This window comes from Neobacillus sp. Soil_C_43 (assembly GCF_057656715.1).
This window is the reverse complement of the sequence record NZ_JBDGJV010000009.1, coordinates 136,069-156,972: the sequence shown is the minus strand read 5'-3', so window position 1 is coordinate 156,972 and position 20,904 is coordinate 136,069. Positions and strand designations below refer to the sequence as shown.

The 20,904-nt window shown below is 38.5% G+C and carries 17 protein-coding genes and 1 tRNA gene; 4 read left to right on the top strand and 14 right to left on the bottom strand.

All coding sequences use genetic code 11. The features are described from left to right. Positions 1 to 178: 178 nt before the first annotated feature. Both mutL and mutS read right to left on the bottom strand, forming a co-directional pair. Positions 179 to 2,122 carry a DNA mismatch repair endonuclease MutL gene (gene mutL, locus AC3A54_RS13810; RefSeq protein WP_487654858.1) on the bottom strand — a complete coding sequence of 648 codons (1,944 nt, stop codon included), beginning with the start codon at positions 2,120 to 2,122 and terminating at the stop codon, positions 179 to 181. Positions 2,123 to 2,141: 19 nt separating this feature from the next. Then, a complete protein-coding gene (gene mutS / locus AC3A54_RS13805) occupies positions 2,142 to 4,745 on the bottom strand; it encodes a DNA mismatch repair protein MutS (protein ID WP_487654905.1) in 2,604 nt (867 codons plus the stop codon). A gap of 199 nt (positions 4,746 to 4,944) precedes the next feature. Between mutS and AC3A54_RS13800 the strand changes: the two genes are divergently transcribed. Both AC3A54_RS13800 and AC3A54_RS13795 read left to right on the top strand, forming a co-directional pair. Further along, entirely contained in the window at positions 4,945 to 5,688 is a 744-nt protein-coding gene (locus tag AC3A54_RS13800; protein WP_487654857.1) for a YwaF family protein, read from the top strand. Positions 5,689 to 5,921: 233 nt separating this feature from the next. Further along, a tRNA-Arg gene (locus AC3A54_RS13795) sits at positions 5,922 to 5,995 on the top strand. A gap of 113 nt (positions 5,996 to 6,108) precedes the next feature. On the opposite strand, the gene AC3A54_RS13790 is transcribed toward AC3A54_RS13795, so the two are convergent. The 7 genes from AC3A54_RS13790 to AC3A54_RS13760 form a co-directional block, all read right to left on the bottom strand. Continuing rightward, on the bottom strand, positions 6,109 to 6,303 hold the full coding sequence (locus AC3A54_RS13790) for a tautomerase family protein (protein WP_487654856.1): 195 nt from the start codon (positions 6,301 to 6,303) through the stop codon (positions 6,109 to 6,111). 15 nt (positions 6,304 to 6,318) lie between these two features. Then, a complete protein-coding gene (locus AC3A54_RS13785; protein WP_487654855.1) occupies positions 6,319 to 7,092 on the bottom strand; it encodes a 2-keto-4-pentenoate hydratase in 774 nt (257 codons plus the stop codon). A 53-nt stretch (positions 7,093 to 7,145) separates the two neighbouring features. Next, on the bottom strand, positions 7,146 to 7,790 hold the full coding sequence (locus AC3A54_RS13780; RefSeq protein WP_487654854.1) for an alpha/beta hydrolase: 645 nt from the start codon (positions 7,788 to 7,790) through the stop codon (positions 7,146 to 7,148). 275 nt (positions 7,791 to 8,065) lie between these two features. After that, positions 8,066 to 9,175, bottom strand: a complete 1,110-nt coding sequence (locus tag AC3A54_RS13775) for an AI-2E family transporter (protein ID WP_487654853.1) — start codon at positions 9,173 to 9,175, stop codon at positions 8,066 to 8,068. Positions 9,176 to 9,276: 101 nt separating this feature from the next. Further along, positions 9,277 to 9,600: a hypothetical protein gene (locus AC3A54_RS13770; protein WP_487654852.1), complete on the bottom strand. Its 324-nt coding sequence runs from the start codon at positions 9,598 to 9,600 to the stop codon at positions 9,277 to 9,279. A gap of 88 nt (positions 9,601 to 9,688) precedes the next feature. Continuing rightward, complete coding sequence (locus AC3A54_RS13765; RefSeq protein ID WP_487654904.1) at positions 9,689 to 10,231, bottom strand: cysteine hydrolase family protein; 543 nt, start codon at positions 10,229 to 10,231, stop codon at positions 9,689 to 9,691. 34 nt (positions 10,232 to 10,265) lie between these two features. Then, positions 10,266 to 10,856 (bottom strand): DJ-1/PfpI family protein, encoded by a 591-nt coding sequence (locus tag AC3A54_RS13760; protein WP_487654851.1) that lies wholly within the window; start codon positions 10,854 to 10,856, stop codon positions 10,266 to 10,268. Positions 10,857 to 10,969: 113 nt separating this feature from the next. Between AC3A54_RS13760 and AC3A54_RS13755 the strand changes: the two genes are divergently transcribed. Next, positions 10,970 to 11,836, top strand: a complete 867-nt coding sequence (locus AC3A54_RS13755; protein ID WP_487654850.1) for a LysR family transcriptional regulator — start codon at positions 10,970 to 10,972, stop codon at positions 11,834 to 11,836. A gap of 137 nt (positions 11,837 to 11,973) precedes the next feature. Then, positions 11,974 to 12,621 carry a DUF2238 domain-containing protein gene (locus tag AC3A54_RS13750; protein ID WP_487654849.1) on the top strand — a complete coding sequence of 216 codons (648 nt, stop codon included), beginning with the start codon at positions 11,974 to 11,976 and terminating at the stop codon, positions 12,619 to 12,621. Positions 12,622 to 12,687: 66 nt separating this feature from the next. Here AC3A54_RS13750 and AC3A54_RS13745 read toward each other — a convergent pair whose 3' ends face one another. From AC3A54_RS13745 to kdpA, 5 genes are all read right to left on the bottom strand, one after another. Next, entirely contained in the window at positions 12,688 to 13,968 is a 1,281-nt protein-coding gene (locus AC3A54_RS13745; protein ID WP_487654848.1) for an ArsB/NhaD family transporter, read from the bottom strand. Positions 13,969 to 14,130: 162 nt separating this feature from the next. Then, complete coding sequence (locus AC3A54_RS13740) at positions 14,131 to 16,464, bottom strand: universal stress protein (protein ID WP_487654847.1); 2,334 nt, start codon at positions 16,462 to 16,464, stop codon at positions 14,131 to 14,133. 67 nt (positions 16,465 to 16,531) lie between these two features. Then, complete coding sequence (kdpC, locus tag AC3A54_RS13735) at positions 16,532 to 17,107, bottom strand: potassium-transporting ATPase subunit KdpC (RefSeq protein WP_487654846.1); 576 nt, start codon at positions 17,105 to 17,107, stop codon at positions 16,532 to 16,534. 36 nt (positions 17,108 to 17,143) lie between these two features. Further along, complete coding sequence (kdpB, locus tag AC3A54_RS13730) at positions 17,144 to 19,174, bottom strand: potassium-transporting ATPase subunit KdpB (protein WP_487654845.1); 2,031 nt, start codon at positions 19,172 to 19,174, stop codon at positions 17,144 to 17,146. Positions 19,175 to 19,204: 30 nt separating this feature from the next. Beyond that, positions 19,205 to 20,872, bottom strand: coding sequence for a potassium-transporting ATPase subunit KdpA (kdpA, locus tag AC3A54_RS13725; protein WP_487654844.1), 1,668 nt, complete (start codon positions 20,870 to 20,872; stop codon positions 19,205 to 19,207). Between the last annotated feature and the right edge of the window lie 32 nt (positions 20,873 to 20,904).

The window sequence follows — 20,904 nt, the reverse complement described above, 5'->3', positions numbered from 1 at the left end:
AATTCCTCCTATTTTGTGTAGAATTATTGTGAATTTGTGTAGAATTCCTCCTATTTTGTGTAGAATTATTATGAATTTGTGTAGAATTCCTCCGTTTTTGTGTAGAATTCCATTCATCTTGATAGCAATCCCACCCCTAAAAAAAGAACACCCCCATAAAGGAATGTTCTTTTCACCATTACATAACCCGTTTAAACATTTTCTCCATCTCATAAACCGAATAATGAACAATAATCGGTCTTCCGTGCGGACAGGTAAATGGATCTGATGCTTTTCTCAAATCATCGAGCAGAGCTTGGATTTCATCATTTCGTAAATGACGATTGGCTTTAATCGAAGCTTTACAGCTCATCATAATCGCTGCTTCTTCACGCAGCTTTTTAATGTCTACCTTCTTCATCGATAAAAGCTGTTCAATCATGTCTTCAATGATTTGTTTTTCTTCCCCTTTAGGCAGCCACTGAGGATGAGAACGGACGATAAAGCTATTCATCCCAAATTCCTCAAGAAAAACCCCCACTTTTTCCAACTTATGTTGATGTTCGGTGATCTTCATATATTCATCTGTTGAATACTCAAAGGTTAGCGGAACAAGCAATTCCTGCAATTCCGGCTCCACCTGTCCCACCTTTTCACGAAAATACTCATATTTCAAACGTTCTTGGGCCGCGTGCTGGTCAATGATATACAATCCATTTTCATTTTGAGCAAAAATGTAGGTACCGTGCATTTGCCCGATTGGATATAAGCGTGGCACACGGCTTGCTGATGGATAATTTTCGGTAGAACTTGCGTTTTCTTCAAAGGTAACTTCATTTGAAAGATGTGTTTCCTGAATCTCGTCTTCTGTTACCTCCACCTGATTACTGACATGTGAATTCACATATCCAGCAGAGAAAGGATTAACCGATTCCCAACCTAATGATTCACCAATTCTTTCAGTATGGATCGGTTCTTTAGTAAAATCACTTGCTTCCATCGGCTGTGACACAGTGACCCTTTCAACTGGAGCACTCCATTGCTTTTGAACATTCTTAGGTTCACTTTCGGGTATTGTTCCTTCATCCAACACGAAAGCCGTTTGCTCAGACTTCTGTACTTCTTTCTTAACAGGCGTGTAGGCTGTTGGAATTAATATCTTAGATTTGAACGCCTCTTTAATCATTGATGTTACAAGTTCATTTAACTCCGCTTCCTTACTTATGCGGACCTCCATTTTTGAAGGATGAACATTCACATCTACAAGCAATGGGTCCATCTCTATGTTCAATAGGACAATCGGAAATCGTCCAATCGGAAGTAGGGTATGATAGCCCTCCTGAATGGCTTTCGCCAATGGATAGTTTTTAATAAACCGTCCATTAATCATCGTTGAGATATAATTTCTCGATGCCCTTGTAACCTCCGGCATCGAAGCAAATCCACTAATTTTGTAATCGAGTGAAGTACCTGAAATAGGAACTAACTGCTTAGCAATGGCTAATCCATAAATGGACGCCAGCACTTGACGAACATCACCGTTTCCATTCGTTTGCAACAGTTTCCTTTCGTTATGAATCAAACGGAAGGCTACCTCCGGATGAGAAAGAGCAAGACGGTTGACAACATCTGTAATATTACCGAGCTCTGTATGAATGGTCTTCATATATTTAAGCCGTGCAGGTGTATTGAAAAATAAATCGGTAATGATGAGGTCCGTTCCCCGTCTACTCGACGTTTTTTCAAACACTTCAACCTTGCCGCCTTCAATAACTACTCGGTTTCCGGCACCTTCACCAGTCGAGGTCTTCATTTCAAGCCGTGAAACGGAAGCGATACTTGGCAAAGCTTCCCCACGGAATCCAAGCGTACGGATACGAAATAGATCATTTTCATTTTTAATTTTACTGGTGGCATGACGTTGAAAAGCAATTAATACGTCCTCTTCATCAATCCCATGACCATTATCAGTAATTCGAATCTTTGCCAGTCCTGCTTCTTCAACCTCAATTTCAATCACAGTACTTCCGGCATCAATCGCATTTTCAACAAGCTCTTTTACAACAGAGGCGGGGCGTTCGACTACTTCTCCCGCCGCAATCTTATTGGATAGGGCATCATCTAATTGAATAATCTTCCCCATACAGTTCGCCTCCTTTTCTTTAGCCTTTTAATTTTTTCTGCAAATCGTACAGCATGTTAATGGCCTGTAACGGTGTCACATCTAACAAATCTAATTCTTTTATTTTATCCAATACTCGTTTTTCTTTTGGTGAAGGTTCATGCTTCTTCGTCTCTTTTGGTTCGTCAAAGAATGAAAGCTGTGCAGGCTTCTCTGCCTGTCTTTCTTCTATTAAAGCTGGTTTTTTAGCTGGGACAGCCGGAACATCAGACTGCTCAAGAGCTGATAAGATTTCGTTTGCCCGGTTGATTAGTTCTGCAGGGAGTTCTGCCAGCTGTGCCACATGAATTCCGTAACTCTTATCTGCCGGACCTTCTTTAATTTTATGAAGGAAAACAACCTTGCCATTATGTTCAATCGCACTAACGTGAATATTCTTTAGTTTTGTCAGCTCTTCTTCAAGTACGGTTAACTCATGATAGTGGGTTGAAAATAAAGTTTTGGCACCAATCCGCTCATGAATGTATTCAATAATCGCCTGTGCTAACGCCATACCATCGTAAGTAGAGGTTCCACGGCCGATTTCATCAAATAAAATTAAGCTATTTTGTGTGGCGTTCGCTATCGCATTTTTTGCCTCAAGCATTTCCACCATGAAGGTACTCTGACCGGAAATTAAATCATCGGCTGCACCAATACGAGTGAATACCTGATCAAAAATCGGCAGTACCGCTTGGGAAGCCGGAACATAGCAGCCGATTTGCGCTAAAATGGCGGTCAGGGCAATTTGCCGCATGTACGTACTTTTACCAGACATATTTGGACCTGTGATTAACAATACTTCACGGTCGCTATCCATATTGCAATCATTTGGCACATACTCCTGGGCGTTTAATACCTTCTCAACCACTGGATGACGTCCTTCTTTAATCACGACACGGCGCTCGGTCGAAAACTCTGGTTTCACATATCGGCGCTCTTCACTAACCTGAGCAAAGCACTGGAGAACATCTAATTCACTAACGATCTTCGCTAAAGCTTGTAAACGAGGAATTTGGTCCTTCACAATCTCACGAATTTCAGTAAACAATTCATATTCCAGCTCACCGCATTTTTCTTCTGCCTGTAAAATTAACGCTTCTTTCACTTTTAATTCCGGGGTAATAAATCGTTCCGCATTCGTTAGCGTTTGCTTCCGCTCATACTGCCCTTCTTTTAAAAGATGCAGGTTTGCTCGTGTGACTTCAATATAATAGCCAAACACCCGGTTATAGCCAACCTTCAACGATTTAATACCTGTTTTATCCCGTTCCTCACGTTCTAACTGAGCAATCCAGGTCTTACCGTTCCTGCTGGCATATCGATATTGATCTAGCTGCTCATTATATCCATCCGAAATCATATTTCCTTCTTTTAAAGAAAGAGGCGGATTTTCAACAATGGCTCGCTCTAATAAATCTGATACCTCTTCACAAGGATCAAGCCTTTCTGCCAACTGATTTACCTGTTCGTCCTGCATCGCTTGAAGGGTTTGTTTTAAGTTAGGCACCTGCATTAAAGAACGCTTCAACTGCACCAAATCACGGGCATTGACATTACCAAAGGCTACTCGTCCGGCTAGACGTTCCAAATCATAGACTTCCTTTAATTTCTCACGAAGTTCTTGACGTTCAAAATAGTGGTTCATTAGAACTTCAACAATGGTTTGACGCTGTTTTATTCCATCCTGGTCAATTAACGGCCGGTCAATCCAGTGCTTTAACATCCTACCACCCATAGCCGTCATGGTTTCATCGAGTAACCATAATAAGGAACCTTTTTTCCCCTTAGAACGAATCGTTTCCGTTAATTCAAGGTTTCGCTTTGAATAGTAATCAATTTTCATAAATTGATGAGTTTGATAGGTAGTGACTGGCTGAAGATGGTCAAGGCTTCTTTTTTGGGAACGGTATAAATAGTTAAATAGCCTAGCCGCTGTTTGCTTTAATTTGTCTTGATTTAAATCCTCAAGAAGCTGAGAAAAAGTCATATCTATCGAACTATTATCCTCAAAAGAAATAGCCATCACATCACGCTCACGCATTTTCTTTTGCAGATCTCCATCAAAGCTACTTGATACGACTACTTCTTTGGCACTTAAAACCGCCAATTCGTTTAGAACTTCTTCAAAATAATTAGTAAGCAGGGTCACTCGGCTTTCACCAGTTGAGATGTCGTTATAAGCAAAGCCGTAGGTTTGATCGTCAAATGCAGTAATAGAGGCAATATAGTTATTTTCTTTATCATTCAACCCCTTGCCATCCATTACAGTACCTGGGGTAATTAACTGAACGACTTCACGTCGGACCATCCCTTTGGTTAGTTTTGCGTCTTCCATTTGCTCACATATTGCTACTTTATAGCCTTTTGAAATAAGCTGTTCAATATAGTTGGGAGCCGCATGGTATGGGACACCACACATTGGGATTCGATCTTCACTGCCGCCATCGCGACTCGTTAATGTAATCTCTAATTCCTGTGATGCCTTAATGGCATCCTCAAAAAACATTTCGTAAAAATCGCCTAAGCGAAAAAATAAAAAGGCATCTTGATAATCTGCCTTAACGGTTAAATATTGCTGTATCATCGGCGTATAAGCAGCCATAATGACCTCCACGGTTAAATTCATTTCGATTTCTTTCGACATATTATTATATCACATACCGGGAGTGTCAGGCACTCGTTGAATATTTGCCAAATTAATAGATAGTAGTACCAATTTCCATAAATTTAATTTACCATGTCCTGTTTTTCGACGATTTCCGAAATCCAACCATGATAAAATCTGAATAAGGGACGGTGGGATGATGGAATGGTTTGGCCGCAGCAATAAAAACTATGACTTTGAAATGTTTTCGACTAGTCATTTTATCGTACTAGCTATTTTAATCATTGGTTCAGTATGTATGTTTCTTTTTAGAGATTCTCTTAATAATAAGAAATTGCGGCAGACTGAAATTGTTTTGGCTATCACATTAATAATAATGGAAGCCACTTATCATTTTTGGATGATTATAAATGGTAGCTGGGATGTCAGTCATGCCATACCTCTTGAGTTGTGTAGCATCAGCTTGATGTTAACCATCGTATTACTGCTTACACGGTTAAAAATAATCTATGAAATTTTACTATTTACTGCCTTACTAGGGGCGTCACAGGCATTACTTACACCATTATTAAATTATGACTTTCCACATTTTCGTTTCTTTCATTTCTTTTATACGCATTTAATGATTATTTGGGTGCCTTTATATTTCACCTGGGTACTAAGGTATCGCCCGACGATCTGGTCAGTGGTAAAACTGTTTGTGTTCCTAAATGTGTTGCTACCTATTATTATGTTTATTAATAAGATCGTTGGCGGGAATTATATGTTCCTAAGCCATAAACCAGAGAGTGCTAGCTTGCTAGATGTGCTTGGACCATACCCTTGGTATATCTTATCGTTAGAGGGTTTGTTGATATCGCTAAGTTTAATCGTTTGGGTTATTTTCCGCGAAAAGGCTGTCAAACAACCAGAAGTGGACAGAGACCTCTCCATTCACTAACGTATGTATTGACCTTTTTTGATTAAATGAGTATAATAAATTACGTTGCTATTAAGAGTTCTTACACTTAATATGTTATAAGTCCCAATAGCTCAGTAGGATAGAGCACGATCGAATACGCTTCTTGATTCTTCATCAGCGTACTGATCGAGCCACTTCTTGATTAATCTTTCTGAGATCAGGACGACAGTTACTATTTGTGAGTAGCTAACATTTTTATTTTTACTTACCTTGTCCCAATAGCTCAGCAGGATAGAGCAACAGTTTCCTAAACTGTAGGTCGGAGGTTCGAATCCTCTTTGGGACGTACAAAAGCCAGAAAACGCTGATTCTGACGCTATTTAACCGTACATTTATGTCGGTTGATGTATAGCGGAGAATCAGCGTTTTTTTGCTTCAACCCTTTATAAAAAATGGTCCTTACATTATCTTGTTATTACTGATTGGCGAGCCGGCTACACCCCAATTTTCACTTGGCACGTCATGTAATAATACTCTGATTGTTTCAGGTGAATTACCTAACACCCGGCTAACTGCTGCTGTAATCTCTGAAATCAATTGCTGTTTTACTTCTTTCGATCTCCCCTCAAGCAAGTGTACCTGTACAATTGGCATTTCCAAACCTCCCGATTATGAAATGACGGTCAAATCCATTTTACCCAATTCATCAAATTCAACCTCAATGGAATCTCCACTAAAAACATGAATGGCTTCGGTAATTCCACCGGTTAGTACAATCATCCCAGGTTCAATACAAAGCCCAGAGGAGTCTAACATTTTGACCAATTCAACCACCGAACGAACAGGATTTCCCATAACAGCTGAACCTTTTCCTTCTTGAACTACTTTACCATTCAACTTCATTCGAACCTGTGCTTTTTCCCATTGAAACTTATTTGGTACATATATTTGTTCCGAAAGAAAAAATTTTGTACTGGATGCATTATCTGCAACCACATCAATAAGGTTAAATGAAAAATTCTTATAACGGCTGTCAATGATCTCTAATGCTGGCATTATACCTTCAGTAGCTTGCCAAACCTCTTGCTCAGTAACATTATTTCCTTTTAGTTTTTTATTCATTAAGAACGCAAATTCTGGTTCCACCCGCGGATGAATCAAACCGTCCAAAGAAAGTTCCTGATTGGACATCTCCATTGACTTAAGCAATCTTCCGTAAATAGGTTGATTGACTCCTACCGATTGTTGCTTCGCGAAACTTGTTAGCCCCATTTTCCAGCCAACAAATTGATCACCATTTTGTAATTCTTTTTCCGTGTTAATTTCTTGAATTTTATAAGCATCCTCAATTGTTATATTGGGATACCCAGTTGTTATTTTACTCATTTCTACAGCACTTTTTTGATGACTGTAAATTTCTTTAGCAATGACATGTAAATCCATGTTCTCATTCCCCGTTTTTTTCATTGAATTTCCATATCTAAACTCCGGATGACTTATCTTCGTAAATCATTTATAATCCAAGCTTGAAAATCCTGAAGATTTTTTTCGGATACAGTGTGCCCTTCTGGATAAGATTTAAAGTTCACAGGAACCCCAAGCTCAGTAAAACAATCGACATTTTCTTTCCCCCACTCATATGGCAGAACCTGATCATATTCCCCGTGTGATATAAACACTGATAAATGTTTCCCTGGATTTATCCTGTATTCTTCCTTTACAAATTGAGGAATATAACCACTTAGCGCTACTACACCCTTAATCTTGATTCCAAGGGTGAGAGCTAATGTCATGGAAACTATGGCTCCTTGGCTGAAGCCCAACAAGTATAATTGCTCTGGGTCTAATTCATAATTTATTGATGCATAATCAATAAATTTAGCGAGCTTTTTGATTCCTTCATCGAAATCTTCTCGATGTGGTTTTCCATAGCCCTGGATTGTAAAATAGGCAAATCCCGGACCTTGTGTCAAATGTCCCCTTACACTAAAAATAAAGAAGGAATCCTCCAGTCCATTAACAAGTGAAAGCATATTTTGTTCATTGCTTCCTATGCCATGCATAACAAACAATGCGGGATACTTTTTCCCAGGAATTATATTCTTAGGACGGCGAAATTCATAAATCATTTCCGTTTCCATTTGCAAACCCCCTATTATATAACATGAGTTGTAAAATGTCTTTTTGATGTTTTGTTATATGAATTTTTGTTCTCTTATAAAATACCAAATGTGAATATGGATTGTCAAAGACTTTTTTGTTAATACGAAATAAAGTTCACTATTAGAAAACTATAAGAATAAGGAGAATTTCCAATCATTTCTTTTAATATACGTCTTGTACTTTCTGCCTCTTTGGAACGTAAAAAAGCCTTGAAAATTCAAGGCTTTTTTCTTTTGGAAATATAATCTGAGTTTTAAACAAAGGGTCCTTCACCTGTAAAAGTCGCTGCTTTCCTCGCTCTTAAAAATCTGACTAAGTTCAAGATAATGACTTTACAAACAGCATAGGTTGGAACAGCCAACACCATTCCAAGTACCCCAGCAAGATTGCCTGCTGCCAAAAGAATAATGATAATAGTAGCCGGGTGTGTATCCAATGATTTACCTAAAATCATCGGAGACAGGAAATTCCCTTCTATTTGCTGGGCCACCAGGATAACGATGATTACAAATAAAGCCTTTGTTGGTGAATCAAAGAAAGCGACTAGTACGGCTGGCGCACCACCAATGATTGGTCCTACATATGGGATAATATTGGTGAAAGCTACAATCAGTGCCATAATTAATGCATAGCGTAAGTCGATGATTAAATACCCGATAAAGGCTAAAGTACCGACAGCCAAGGCGACCACTACCTGCCCCTGGATGTATGCTGACAGTGTCTCTCCAGTTTCTTTTAGTATTTTTAAAGCATCATCCCGGTATCCAGCTGGAATAAACTTTGATACGGCTTCCGGAAATTTTTGTCCATCCTTAAACATGTAAAATAATAAAAATGGAACAGTGACAAGGATAATCGCAATATTCGTGACGATGCCAAAAATGCCCATAATTACGTTCGTCAGTGTATTTGGCAGTGAATTAGCATACTCCATTAAACGTTGTTGCACTGTATCAATCATTTCACTCTGCTGCTCTCTAAAGTTTTTAACCTCTGAAGACTTGACTACATCATTAACAAAATCAGTAATCTTATGAGCAAAGTCAGGCAGATCATTAGCAAGCTGTGTTGCCTGTTTGGAAACAGCTGGAACTAGGCTACCTATTACTAATGCAAGAATACAGCCAAATACAACATATATGACCAATATGGCTGCTACCCTAGGGAGTTTTTTGCGTTCCAGAAAATTCACAACCGGATTCAATAGAAAAAAAAGAAACCCAGTTATCAGAATGGGAAAGAACACCGTCGAGAAAAACACCCCGATAGGATTAAACATAAATGAGATCTTGGTTGAAACGAAAATAATCGATAAAATAAGCAAAATTTGAATTAACCAGAATTGGATTTTAGATTTTGACACGGTAGTTTTTACCTCATACTCTTATTTATTTGAATAAAAGTATATCAAAGTCTTTGAATAATATACAGTATTATCATAGTAAGAACTTTCAGAATTAACTATTATTTAAATTTAGTCCAATCATACATTTTTTGCCTTTGTTTTTTCATCCGCTCTCCCTTTTTACTTTCCACCTGCTTTTCTTTGGTGAAGTTCATGATAAAACCACAGTCTTCACAAATATAGGAAAATATTTTTGATGGCTCTGGAATTCTATTTAATGGATTATCCTCTTCAGATTCTAAATAAAATTGTATTTTCGCTTCAGATTTAACATTCCATCTAGTATCCTCATCAAATTTTTGATATTCCGCAACAAAAAAACCTTTACGAAAATGCACTCCATTACAAACAAGACATTCAAGTTCTCTTATGTTTTTTTTCATTTCAGACACCTCCAGTAAATTTTATGAAGGCAGCCTATGTCCCAAAACCAAAAAAGTCACGAGCAAATTTACACGTGACCATCTTTTATTAATCTAGTAATTCTTGGACACTTTTCGTATCAATAACTGTGGCAAATTCCTCGTGCAAGCTGACGAGAGCCAAGTTGTGGATTTCTTCAGCACTGTACAGCTTTCCGTCAAAACTCACTCTTTCGAAAGTAGCGGTAGCATCAGAGACAATGAATGGAGTAAAGCCGAGATTTTTTGCCATACGTGTTGTAGTAGAGACACAATGATCGGTTGTTAATCCTACGATAACAAGTGTTTCAATTTCAGATGCTTTTAGGTATGTTTCCAAGTTGGTACCGATAAAGGCACTGTTTACGTTTTTAACGATGACAGGTTCCTCTGGGTGAGGTGCAACGATTTCTTTAATATCTCGCCCAGGATGGTGTGCCAAAGTAGGATTACTTATGTGTTGAACATGAATGACAGGTCGATTTGATTCTCTCCACTTGTTTAACAATAAGGCCATATTTTCTTCTGCGTTTGGATTGTTTCTTCTTCCATGTTTCGGATCATCAAAATAATTTTGCACATCGATTAAAAGTAAAGCAGTGTTTGCTGATATTTTCATAATAACCCCTCCACATTTTTATATGAATCTATTCACAAAATCCCATGAGCCTTTTTACATTGTTTGCATTTTCCGTTGACGTCAAAAGTTCAAGCATGGTAAATGCTACATCGAATGAAGTGGCCGGGTTGAACGATGTAATAATATTTTTATCGATGACGATACTTTGATCCGGAATCACATTCACTCCCATTTCTGCTAATTGTACTTGCCGCTTCCTATTACTCCGATTATAGGTCGTAGCATTTCGCCCTTGTAAAACACCGCTTTTTCCAACCACTAATGAACCGACACAGATCGCTGCAATGATTTTTCCCTCTTTATCGAACGCGCGGATAAATTCTAGCACATCGGAGCGAAAAGCATCCTCATAAAAGCCTGCTTGTTCAAAACCACCAGGTAGGGCTAATGCATCAAACTCATGAGCAGAAACCTCCGATAACAACCTTTCTGGTTTAACGGTTAAATTCCAGGTACATTTCAATTCCGCTCTTGTCCCCACTGTCACGAGTTCAGTTGTCCCATCGCTTAAGTCTTTATTCCAGCCAAACACATCTGTAAACACGCTTGCCTCAACAGCTTCAAATCCATTTGGTAAGAGTAAACATATTTTTTTCATATCTATCATCTCCTTAAGTGAATTGTATGTTATAATTTACCATTAGTAAAACTGAAATAACTAAACTTTAAGTTTAGAATTTCTGATAATAAAATAGAATGGTAGGATCATACATGGAGATTCGTCAATTACAAACGTTTAAAGCAGTTGTTGATTTGAATAGCTTTACAAAGGCCGCACAAACACTTCAGTACTCTCAAGCCTCCATTACATCTCATATTCAGCAGTTGGAGGATGAGATTGGCCTTCCGTTATTTGACCGGCTGGGGAAACACATACAACTTACGATGGTTGGCGAGGAATTGTATCATTATACTGTAGAATTATTAGAGGTCTATTCGAAGATTCAACATATTTCCACCAATGATAGAACATTGAAGGGTGAAATCCGCATTGGTGCAGCCGAAACGATCACCGTATACAAGTTAGGCACAGTTCTCTCACAGTATAAAAAGTTATATCCTGAGGTTACGTTTTCACTTATTAATGATGATTGTCTTCCACTTAGGGAGCGACTCTATTCCGGTGAGATAGATATTGCTATTACTTTAGAGCCTAAAGTAAATGATCCAAATTTAATCACCAAGGTCTGGTCTGAAGAGTCCTTAGTCTTTGTTGGGGAAAAAAATCATTCCATAAAAGCCATTGAGGAAGCGACTAAAGAATGTTTTATTTTCAGTCCGAAAAGCTGTGCATTAAGGAAATTCTTCGAAGGGTATTTAATTAGAAAAGGAATTAGTTCACATAATCATTTGGAGTTTAATAGTATGGAAGCGATGAAACAGTGTGTTGTAAGTGGGTTAGGAATCAGCTTAATGCCCTCCTTAAGTGTAGAAGCATTATTGCGAGAAGATAAAATGAAGGTAATCGAGTCAGCTTCAGAAAATCCAGTATTCTATGCGCAAATCTCTTATCATAAAAACAAATGGTTGTCGAAAGCTCATCGGAAGTTTATTGAGATGGTATTGGGAGGAAGTTGAGTAATAAGATCACAGCCTATTTTTATTGATTTAATGCGAATAGATATTGACTTTAAACAGATAATAAATAACAATTTTCCTTTTACTTAAAAAGATTTTAAAAGGTACAAAAACCTCACTTAGGAGTGATTGAGGATATGAAGGGAAAAGGTGTTGGGACGATTCATGGTTTATTATTACTGGCAGTGACCGCTGTTTTTATTTGGTCAATTATTAAGCCTGCCAGCTATTCGTCATGGGTTTTAGAAGTCACACCTGCAATAATCGTTTCGATTATCAAACTTTCAACATACAATAAGTTTCGTCTTACTATCCTTTCATACTTCATTATTACTATTTTGGCTATTTTGATGTTTATCGGCGGCCATTACACCTATTCAAAGGTTCCTTTCTTTAATTGGATAAAAGGTACTTTTGATTTAAAAAGAAATCACTATGATAGATTTGGACATTTTTTAAAAGGCATGTTTGGCATTGTAATCAGAGAAATATTATTAAGGAAAACCCTTTTATCAAAAGGCACCTTGTTTTGGATTGTGACAAGTATTTCTCTCGCCATTTCAGCTATGTATGAAATTATTGAATGGATCAGTTTTATTATAGGAAAGGGAGGAAAAACGGCTAAAAACTTTTTAGGGAACCAAGGTGATGTATGGGATGCTCAGTGGGATATGCTATTAACTTTAGCTGGTACCATCCTAGCACTACTTTGTCTTTCCAAACTGCATGATAAATTGTTACTGAAAGAATTAGCTACATCAGCCGTACTAAAAAAGAAACGCTAATTTAACGCAATTCGACCGTCATTTTTTCGGTTTAAAAATCGTTAGATTAGCGATATATATTTTTTTCTACATTAAATATCTTATATATACATAAATCATTGATATAAGGATTGATACCAACATAAGCGGGAAACCAATCAACAAAAACTTTAAAAACGTTATATGATATCCTTCCTTCGAAGCTATTCCTGCTACCACAAGGTTCGCACTTGCGCCTATTAAAGTTCCATTTCCGCCTAAGCAAGCTCCTAGCGACAAACTCCACCAAATTGGATCTAAATTAGTAATACCTAACTGTCCCATCTCTTTAATCATAGGAATCATTGTCGCAACAAAAGGGATATTATCAACAAATGCAGAAATGATTGCACTCATCCACAAAACAAGTAAGGTCGATGCCTTTAGTTCTCCGCCAGTCCAAGACATAGCGTTTTTTGCAAGGGCTGCGATTAACCCTGTTTCAACAAGCCCCCCTACAATAACAAATAATCCAATAAAAAAGAATAGGGTTGTCCATTCTACTTTTTCTAACGCCGTTACCAAATATTTGTCTCCTGTAAATAGCAGTAAAATAAAAGCACCAATTAAAGCAATCGTTGCCGTTTCTATATGTATAAATTGATGAATAAAAAAACCACCTATGGTAATAAAGACTACAATTATACATTTCCTTAATAATGCAGAATCTTTTATTTCATTTCTAGGATTTTTACTGAGTAAATGATTTTTTAGGTCTTCTGAAGTCTTTAAATGTTTTCTATAAATCATTACTAAAAGCAAAATATTTACAATTAATATTATAGCAATTATTGGCGCAAGATTATTAATAAACGAAAGGAAAGTTAACTCTGGAACAGCACTTCCGATCATAAGATTTGGTGGATCACCAATCATGGTTGCCGTCCCGCCAATATTAGAGGCCAGAATCTCAGCTATTAAAAATGGAATAGGGTTTACTTTTAATTGGGCAGTAATACTTAAAGTAACTGGAACAACTAACAGAACAGTTGTTACATTATCAAGAAAAGCAGAAGCAACGGCTGTAAATAAACTCAGTGCAACTAAAATTTTGATAGGAGCTCCTTGTGCCTTTTGAGACAACAAAACCGCAATGTACTCAAACACACCTGTTTGAGCGGTGATTCCTACTATAATCATCATACCCACTAATAACCCAATGGTATTGAAATCAATATGGTGTAGGGCATTTTTTTGATCCAAAATACCGAGCGCAACCATGAATAATCCGCCAAGCATTGCAATTGTAGTCCTATGTATTTGTTCTGAAATAATTAATGCATATGTAACAAGAAATATGATAAGCGCAATAATCTCCTGTGAACCCAAAGCTTTTCCCTCCTTATGTGGACCAAGTCGTTTAATAAATTTTTTCTATTGTATAGATTCTACTATTTTCCCTATTTTATCCAACGGATTCATTTAAGTCCTACAAAAAATAAGAAGGCATTTATTCATGCCTTACCCAAGAAGTGATAAAGGTATTTTTTATCATTGTTTTTGTTGGTCTGCTACCACTAATACATCTAAATGTCGTACTTCTCTTAACAATCTCTGGAATACAGACCCCTTTAGAATTTCCTCGAAGCGAGTACGAGCAGATTGACCGATAATTACTTGTGTTGCTTTTTTTTCATTCATTTCACTTACTAGTTTTTTAAAAACATGACGCCGATTTTGTGCCTCATAAATTTCAAATTTTCCTCCAAGTCGTTCTGTCAGCTTGCGAATTTTATTCAATACTTGCTCCTCTTCTTCTGTTAAAGGATGGTGGTCTTTTACATATGATACATACCATGTGGCTTTTAATCGATAGGCGATGCGAAATCCACGTCGAATCAACCTTTCACTGTCAGGCCGTAAGTTGGCGCATACAAAAATAACCTCCTCCTGTCGCCATGGCCCTCTTAGGGTTCTTTTTCTCTCCCAAGCTTCTAAGCGCTCATCAACATCATCTGCAATTTCACGTAATGCTAGCTCTCTTAGAGCAATAAGATTTCCGGTCTTAAAAAAGTTATTTAGTGCTTGCTCCACGTTTACAGAAGCGTAGATACGTCCTTCCCTCATTCGTTCTCGTAATGCTTTCGGAGAGATATCAATCAATTCAATTTCATCCGCTTTTCGGAGAATATGATCTGGCACCGTTTCTCTTACCCTCACCCCAGTAATTTGCTCCACACTGTCATTTAAACTTTCTAAATGTTGGATATTCATTGTTGAGATAACTGAAATACCTGAATCCAATATATCCTCTACATCTGAATACCGTTTATGATACTTACTTCCGGGCACATTGGTATGTGCTAGCTCATCGACAAGGACCACCTCTGGATTTCGCCTAATAATAGCTTCAGTATCCATTTCTTCTAACTTTGTTCCTTTATAGGAAATAATTTTTCGAGGAATGATATCCAAATCCCCAATTTGTTCAATTGTTTCTTTTCTACCGTGTGTTTCTAATAACCCTATGACAATTCCAATGCCCTTTTTCTTTAATTCATTGGCTTCCCTTAGCATCGTGTAGGTTTTTCCTACCCCAGGTGCGGCCCCAATATATACCTTTAACGTACCGCGTTTCAGTTTATTCATTTCATTTACTAATTCCTGAGGTGTAAGACGTCGATAAAGATCCACTTCTTTCTCTTTTTTTATTTGTTTTGCTGGTAATACACGCTCTCCAGCTTTTTCTGCTCGATCGGCAACCATAAAAACATCAATATTTTTCGTTTTCCGCAATATTTTATTGATAATGGAACCATAGACAATTTCTTCCCAACGTGTTTGCTTCGATTGCCCCATGACAATCCGAGTAACTTTGTGCTTGGTTGCATACTGGACGATTTGATCTGCCACCTCATCTTGTTCTAACGGTAATTCCTCAAACGCCCCTCCCACTTTTTCTACTAGTTTCATAATAGAGCGCTTAAAGGTTAGTTCATTCTTAATTAATTCTTTATTTGCAAAACAAACAACCAGTAAATCTCCTCCTAACCTTTTAGCAATCTGCTGTCCCCGTCTAATCAGGATGGATCCATTCCAATGATATTGAACGGTAACTAAAATTTTTTCTGATGCCCCTGATGGACCAATCATTCCATGCTTCTCTCGATAGTCATCAAGCGTTTCATTTACCTCCCCCGCTAAAAAACGAAGAGCTAATTCACGTAGTACGGCAAGGTTACTGGGATGTAAGAGGTTATCTCTTTTACCTTTTTCCTCATGCTGAAGATCGATTTCTCCTTCCTGGAGTCTATTGAGGATCACTTCAGGTGTAACGTCCAACAGCTTTACTTCATCTGCCAACGCTAGTGTATCTTCTGGAACGGTGCAGCCCACCTTTACTTTTCCACCCGTTAATTTGTCTGCAATTCCCCTTATACCTTCCAGTTCATAAATGTTAACAGTAGTAATCACGCTTATCTTCTTTTTTAAGAGATATTGAATATCGTCGAAACGAGTTGGTCTAGGAGCCTCAGGGCGATTTCGATGGGTTAGAACATCTACTAAAACCACTTCAGGATTACGGGCAATTATAGCATCTACATCCAAATCGTACTTCTCTTTTCCATTTTCTATCCAATTAATATAAGGAATAATTTCTAAACAGCCAATTTGTTCTGTTGTCTTAGGACGTTCCGACGCACTGATCATACCAATAACAACGTCAATCCCATTCTTTTTGAGATTATTACCCTCCATCAACATATGATAGGTTTTACCTGTTCCGCTAACCGCACCCAAGATGATTTTGAGTCTGCCTTGCTGCATCTGATAAATGGATTGCAAAATTTCCTCTGGACTTTTCCTTTTAAATTGTTCACCCATGTTTGCAGCCCCCGTTTATTTTACATAGATATGGGAAACAGGAGAGCACATTGCTCCCCTGTTTGAGTTATTTCTCCAATAGTTGTTTTAAATCTAGGTTAAGTTTTAAAACATTGACTCTCGGTTCACCAAATAAGCCAAGTTCTTTCCCTTCAGTATTTTTTTCAACCAAGTCTTCTAGTTGACCTTTGTCAATTCCTGTCAACTTCTGTATACGTGGGATTTGAGCTATCGCGGCTTCTGGGCTGATATGCGGGTCCAACCCTGATCCAGAGTTCGTTACAAGATCAATCGGTACTTGGTCAACAGGTACATCAGGATTTTCTTTTTTCCAATTTTCTACAGAATCTTTCGTACGCTTGATAATATCTTCATTAGATGGAGCATAGTTGTTCGTCCCAGATCTTGCAGCATTGTATTCAATGCTGGAAACCCTGCCTTGAAAAAGTTTCGGGTCATCAAATTTTTGTCCGATTAGTGTAGATCCTACCACTTGCCCTTTTTCATCGTATAGAAGACTTCCGTTCGCTTTCTCAGGAGCTATCATATTCGCGATTCCAGTAACCAGAAGATGATAACCCAATCCCAAAATGACCATTAGTAAAAGACTAAGTATAGTGTTCTTCATTATATTCGATAACATATTTTTTCTTCCTTCCCCGAACATTTAATATGGGAACTAAATAAATAGATTAACAACAATATCGATTAACTTTATTCCAATAAACGGAACCACTACACCACCTAAACCATAGACGAAGAGGTTTCGGCGAAGCAAATCTGCAGACCCCATCGGCTTATATGTGACTCCTTTCATCGCTAATGGAATCAGCATTGGTATAATGATAGCATTGAAAATCAAGGCTGAAAGAATCGCTGAAGTTGGTGAACCAAGATGCATAATGTTCAGCACACTTAAGTCAGGAATCGCCAGCATAAACATCGCTGGAATAATCGCAAAATACTTGGCAACGTCGTTCGCAATACTAAAAGTAGTGAGTGCCCCGCGGGTCATTAGTAATTGCTTACCAATTGAAACGACTTCAATAATCTTGGTAGGATCGGAATCCAAGTCGACCATGTTGGCGGCTTCTTTCGCTGCCATCGTTCCACTATTCATTGCTAAGCCAACATCCGCTTGAGCAAGGGCAGGCGCATCGTTGGTTCCATCACCGGTCATCGCGACCAGCTTACCTTCACCTTGTTCTTTTCGTATCGCGGAAATCTTGTCTTCCGGCTTGGCCTCTGCAATGAAATCATCAACTCCTGCTTCTCTCGCAATCGTAGCCGCTGTCAGCGGGTTGTCTCCTGTACACATGATGGTCTTAATTCCCATTTTACGAAGCTGATCAAACCGCTCTTTCATTCCTGGTTTTACGGTATCTTTAAGATAAATAAGTCCATAGATTACTTGATCAACCGCAACCGCTAACGGGGTTCCTCCTTCAGAAGCGATCCGGTTGGATTTTTCCTGTAGATCTTGAGGAATTTTTCCGCCTTGTTCGATTACCCATTGCTTGACTGCGTCAACTGCTCCTTTTCTAACTTTACGGCCGTCATTTAAAGTTAGACCGCTCATTCTGGTCTCGGCTCTGAATTCAATGAAATCACTGTTATCGGTTAGAGAATCATTATATGTGAAGTTTAATTTCTTCATTAACTCTAAAACCGAACGCCCTTCTGGAGTTTCATCCTTAACTGAGCTGATCGCTGCCCAAGAAGCAAGCTCCTCCACCTTGTGATTTCCAACAGGAGTAAATTCACTTGCCATCCGGTTTCCGAACGTAATCGTACCTGTTTTATCTAGAATAATTGTATTTATATCTCCTGAAGCTTCCACCGCTTTACCAGACATAGCAATGACATTGAATTGAGTAACCCGGTCCATCCCGGCGATCCCGATTGCTGACAATAAGCCACCTATAGTGGTTGGAATCAAACATACCAATAGGGCAATTAAGACAGGAATCTCAAGTTTGATCTCTAAATACTTAGCGAAAAATGGAAGTGTTACAACAACAATCATGAAAATCAACGTCAAGCTTGTTAGTACTGTGTTCAAAGCGATTTCGTTAGGCGTCTTTTGTCTCTGCGCTCCTTCAACTAAGGAAATCATACGATCTAGGAAGGATTCTCCTGGTTCACTGGAAATACGCACCTTGATTTCGTCACTTACAACACGAGTTCCATCTGTTATAGAACTAAAATCACCACCTGCTTCTTTGATCACTGGAGCAGACTCCCCAGTAATTGCAGATTCATCTACAGAAGCAATTCCTTGAATGACTTCACCGTCCCCAGGAATTAGCTCCCCCTGAGACACAATGACGATATCTCCTTTACGAAGATCTGTTGACGAAACGTTCATAATCTTTCCATTCACGATTTTTTTTGCAATACTCTCTTTTTTAGTATTCTTTAAAGAATCTGCCTGTGCTTTCCCGCGTCCCTCTGCTAACGCTTCTGCAAAATTTGCGAATAAAACGGTAAGTAGTAGAATAATAGACACCGTTGCATTAAACCAAGGGGAAACATCCCCTCCTAAAGCACCAGGAAAAAATGTAAATAGCAAAGTGATAATAAATCCTACCTCAACCACAAACATAATTGGGTTTCGAACCATTACTCTAGGGTCTAGCTTAATAAATGATTCTTTTAACGCTTGTTTGACTATATCTGAATTGATCATTGTTTTTTTCTGATGACTCATGGTTTACTCCTCCAAAGGAAACTCCATTAATTATTTTAATGTCAAATGTTCAGCAATCGGTCCAAGGACAAGACCAGGGAAGAAAGTAAGGGCACCAATTAAAATAACGGTCCCAATAAACACTCCTCCGAACAAGGCAGTATCTGTACGGAATGTGCCAACTGTTTCCGGAACTGGCTTTTTCGCCGCTAAAGAACCCACAACGGCAAGCAAGGTGACAAATGAAATATATCGACCAAGGAACATCACAATACCTGTTGAGATATTCCAAAATGGAGTATTATCTCCTAAACCTTCGAACCCTGATCCATTATTGGCAGCTGACGAAGTATATTCATACATGGCCTGTGTTAAACCATGGAAGCCTGGATTAGAAATGGTGTCTGGATGCAGCACGACTGCCAATGCCGTCGGTACCAAAATCAGAATAGGATGAACTAAAAGAGTGACAGCAATCAAAATCATCTCTTTACCTTCAATCTTCTTCCCTAAGAATTCTGGTGTCCGTCCAACCATAAGCCCGCATAAAAACACTCCAATCATGGCGTACATTAAAACGTTTAGGAAGCCTGCGCCAATTCCACCAAAAATGGTATTCAACATCATGTTTGAAATTGTTACTAGTCCGCCAATTGGTGTAAGGGTGTCATGCATCGTATTGACCGCTCCGGTTTCTGAAGCAGTTGTAACAGTTGAATATAGAGCTGATTGGGCAACGCCAAAACGTACTTCCTTTCCTTCCATGGTACCTTGTTCATGTTGAACACCTAATGCATTTAATGCAGGGTTTCCTTGGTATTCATAAGTTAGTGAAACACCCAGCATAATAAGAAACATCATGAACATAGAGATGAACAACACTCGGCTTTGCTTGGCATTCCCTACCATTTTCCCATAAGCAAATGGAGTAGCCGTACCAATTAACAACATAAGTAAAATTTGAATCAGGTTACTAATTGCGTTTGGATTTTCAAAAGGATGCGCTGAGTTTACCCCGAAAAAGCCGCCTCCGTTATTCCCCAATTCTTTAATCGCTAAAAATGACGCCACCGGCCCGCGTGCGATTTGCTGCTCTGCACCAGCAATCGTTTTAGCCGTTACGGTCGGATCTAATGTTTGTGGTACTCCTAAGAAAAGAAATGCTAGTGCTGAAATAAATGAAATTGGTAGAAGCACCCGGAATATAGAGCGTATTAGATCTACATAAAAATTCCCTAAAGGCTTACCAGCTAATCCACGAATAAAAGCAATGATGACAGCTAGTGCTGTCCCCGGAGAAGTAAACATCATTAGGCCTATTGCTACCATCTGCGCTAAATAGGATAATCCGCTTTCCCCACTGTAGTGCTGTAAATTAGTATTGGTCATAAAGCTAATTGCGGTATTAAACGATAGGGTTTGTTCCATTGCTTTAATTCCACTTGGATTCAGCGGTAAATTTCCTTGAATCCGAAAAAACACGTAAACTAGTAAAATCATCACAGTATTCGAACAAATGGCGGCGATTGCATACTGCTTCCAAGTTTGATCCTTTGTTTTGATTCCAGAAATACGGTAGATCAACTTCTCAAAGCCAAAAATGCGATCCAATTTTGTTTTGTTATAATCGAATGCAGTAGCTAAATAGCCCCCCATCGGTTTTGCAAGTAATAAGACGAGGATTAAGGTAATCCCCACGGATAATAGTGCGGTAGTCAATGTATTTCCCTCCACTTGAAATCAAGTTTTTA

Bases quoted from the DNA above. Each gene is read 5' to 3' on its own strand.
- mutL (WP_487654858.1), bottom strand. From the start codon at position 2,122: ATGGGGAAGATTATTCAATTAGATGATGCCCTATCCAATAAGATTGCG.
- mutS (WP_487654905.1), bottom strand. From the start codon at position 4,745: ATGGCTGCTTATACGCCGATGATACAGCAATATTTAACCGTTAAGGCA.
- AC3A54_RS13800 (WP_487654857.1), top strand. From the start codon at position 4,945: ATGATGGAATGGTTTGGCCGCAGCAATAAAAACTATGACTTTGAAATG.
- AC3A54_RS13790 (WP_487654856.1), bottom strand. From the start codon at position 6,303: ATGCCAATTGTACAGGTACACTTGCTTGAGGGGAGATCGAAAGAAGTA.
- AC3A54_RS13785 (WP_487654855.1), bottom strand. From the start codon at position 7,092: ATGGATTTACATGTCATTGCTAAAGAAATTTACAGTCATCAAAAAAGT.
- AC3A54_RS13780 (WP_487654854.1), bottom strand. From the start codon at position 7,790: ATGGAAACGGAAATGATTTATGAATTTCGCCGTCCTAAGAATATAATT.
- AC3A54_RS13770 (WP_487654852.1), bottom strand. From the start codon at position 9,600: ATGAAAAAAAACATAAGAGAACTTGAATGTCTTGTTTGTAATGGAGTG.
- AC3A54_RS13760 (WP_487654851.1), bottom strand. From the start codon at position 10,856: ATGAAAAAAATATGTTTACTCTTACCAAATGGATTTGAAGCTGTTGAG.
- AC3A54_RS13755 (WP_487654850.1), top strand. From the start codon at position 10,970: ATGGAGATTCGTCAATTACAAACGTTTAAAGCAGTTGTTGATTTGAAT.
- AC3A54_RS13750 (WP_487654849.1), top strand. From the start codon at position 11,974: ATGAAGGGAAAAGGTGTTGGGACGATTCATGGTTTATTATTACTGGCA.
- AC3A54_RS13740 (WP_487654847.1), bottom strand. From the start codon at position 16,464: ATGGGTGAACAATTTAAAAGGAAAAGTCCAGAGGAAATTTTGCAATCC.
- kdpC (WP_487654846.1), bottom strand. From the start codon at position 17,107: ATGTTATCGAATATAATGAAGAACACTATACTTAGTCTTTTACTAATG.
- kdpB (WP_487654845.1), bottom strand. From the start codon at position 19,174: ATGAGTCATCAGAAAAAAACAATGATCAATTCAGATATAGTCAAACAA.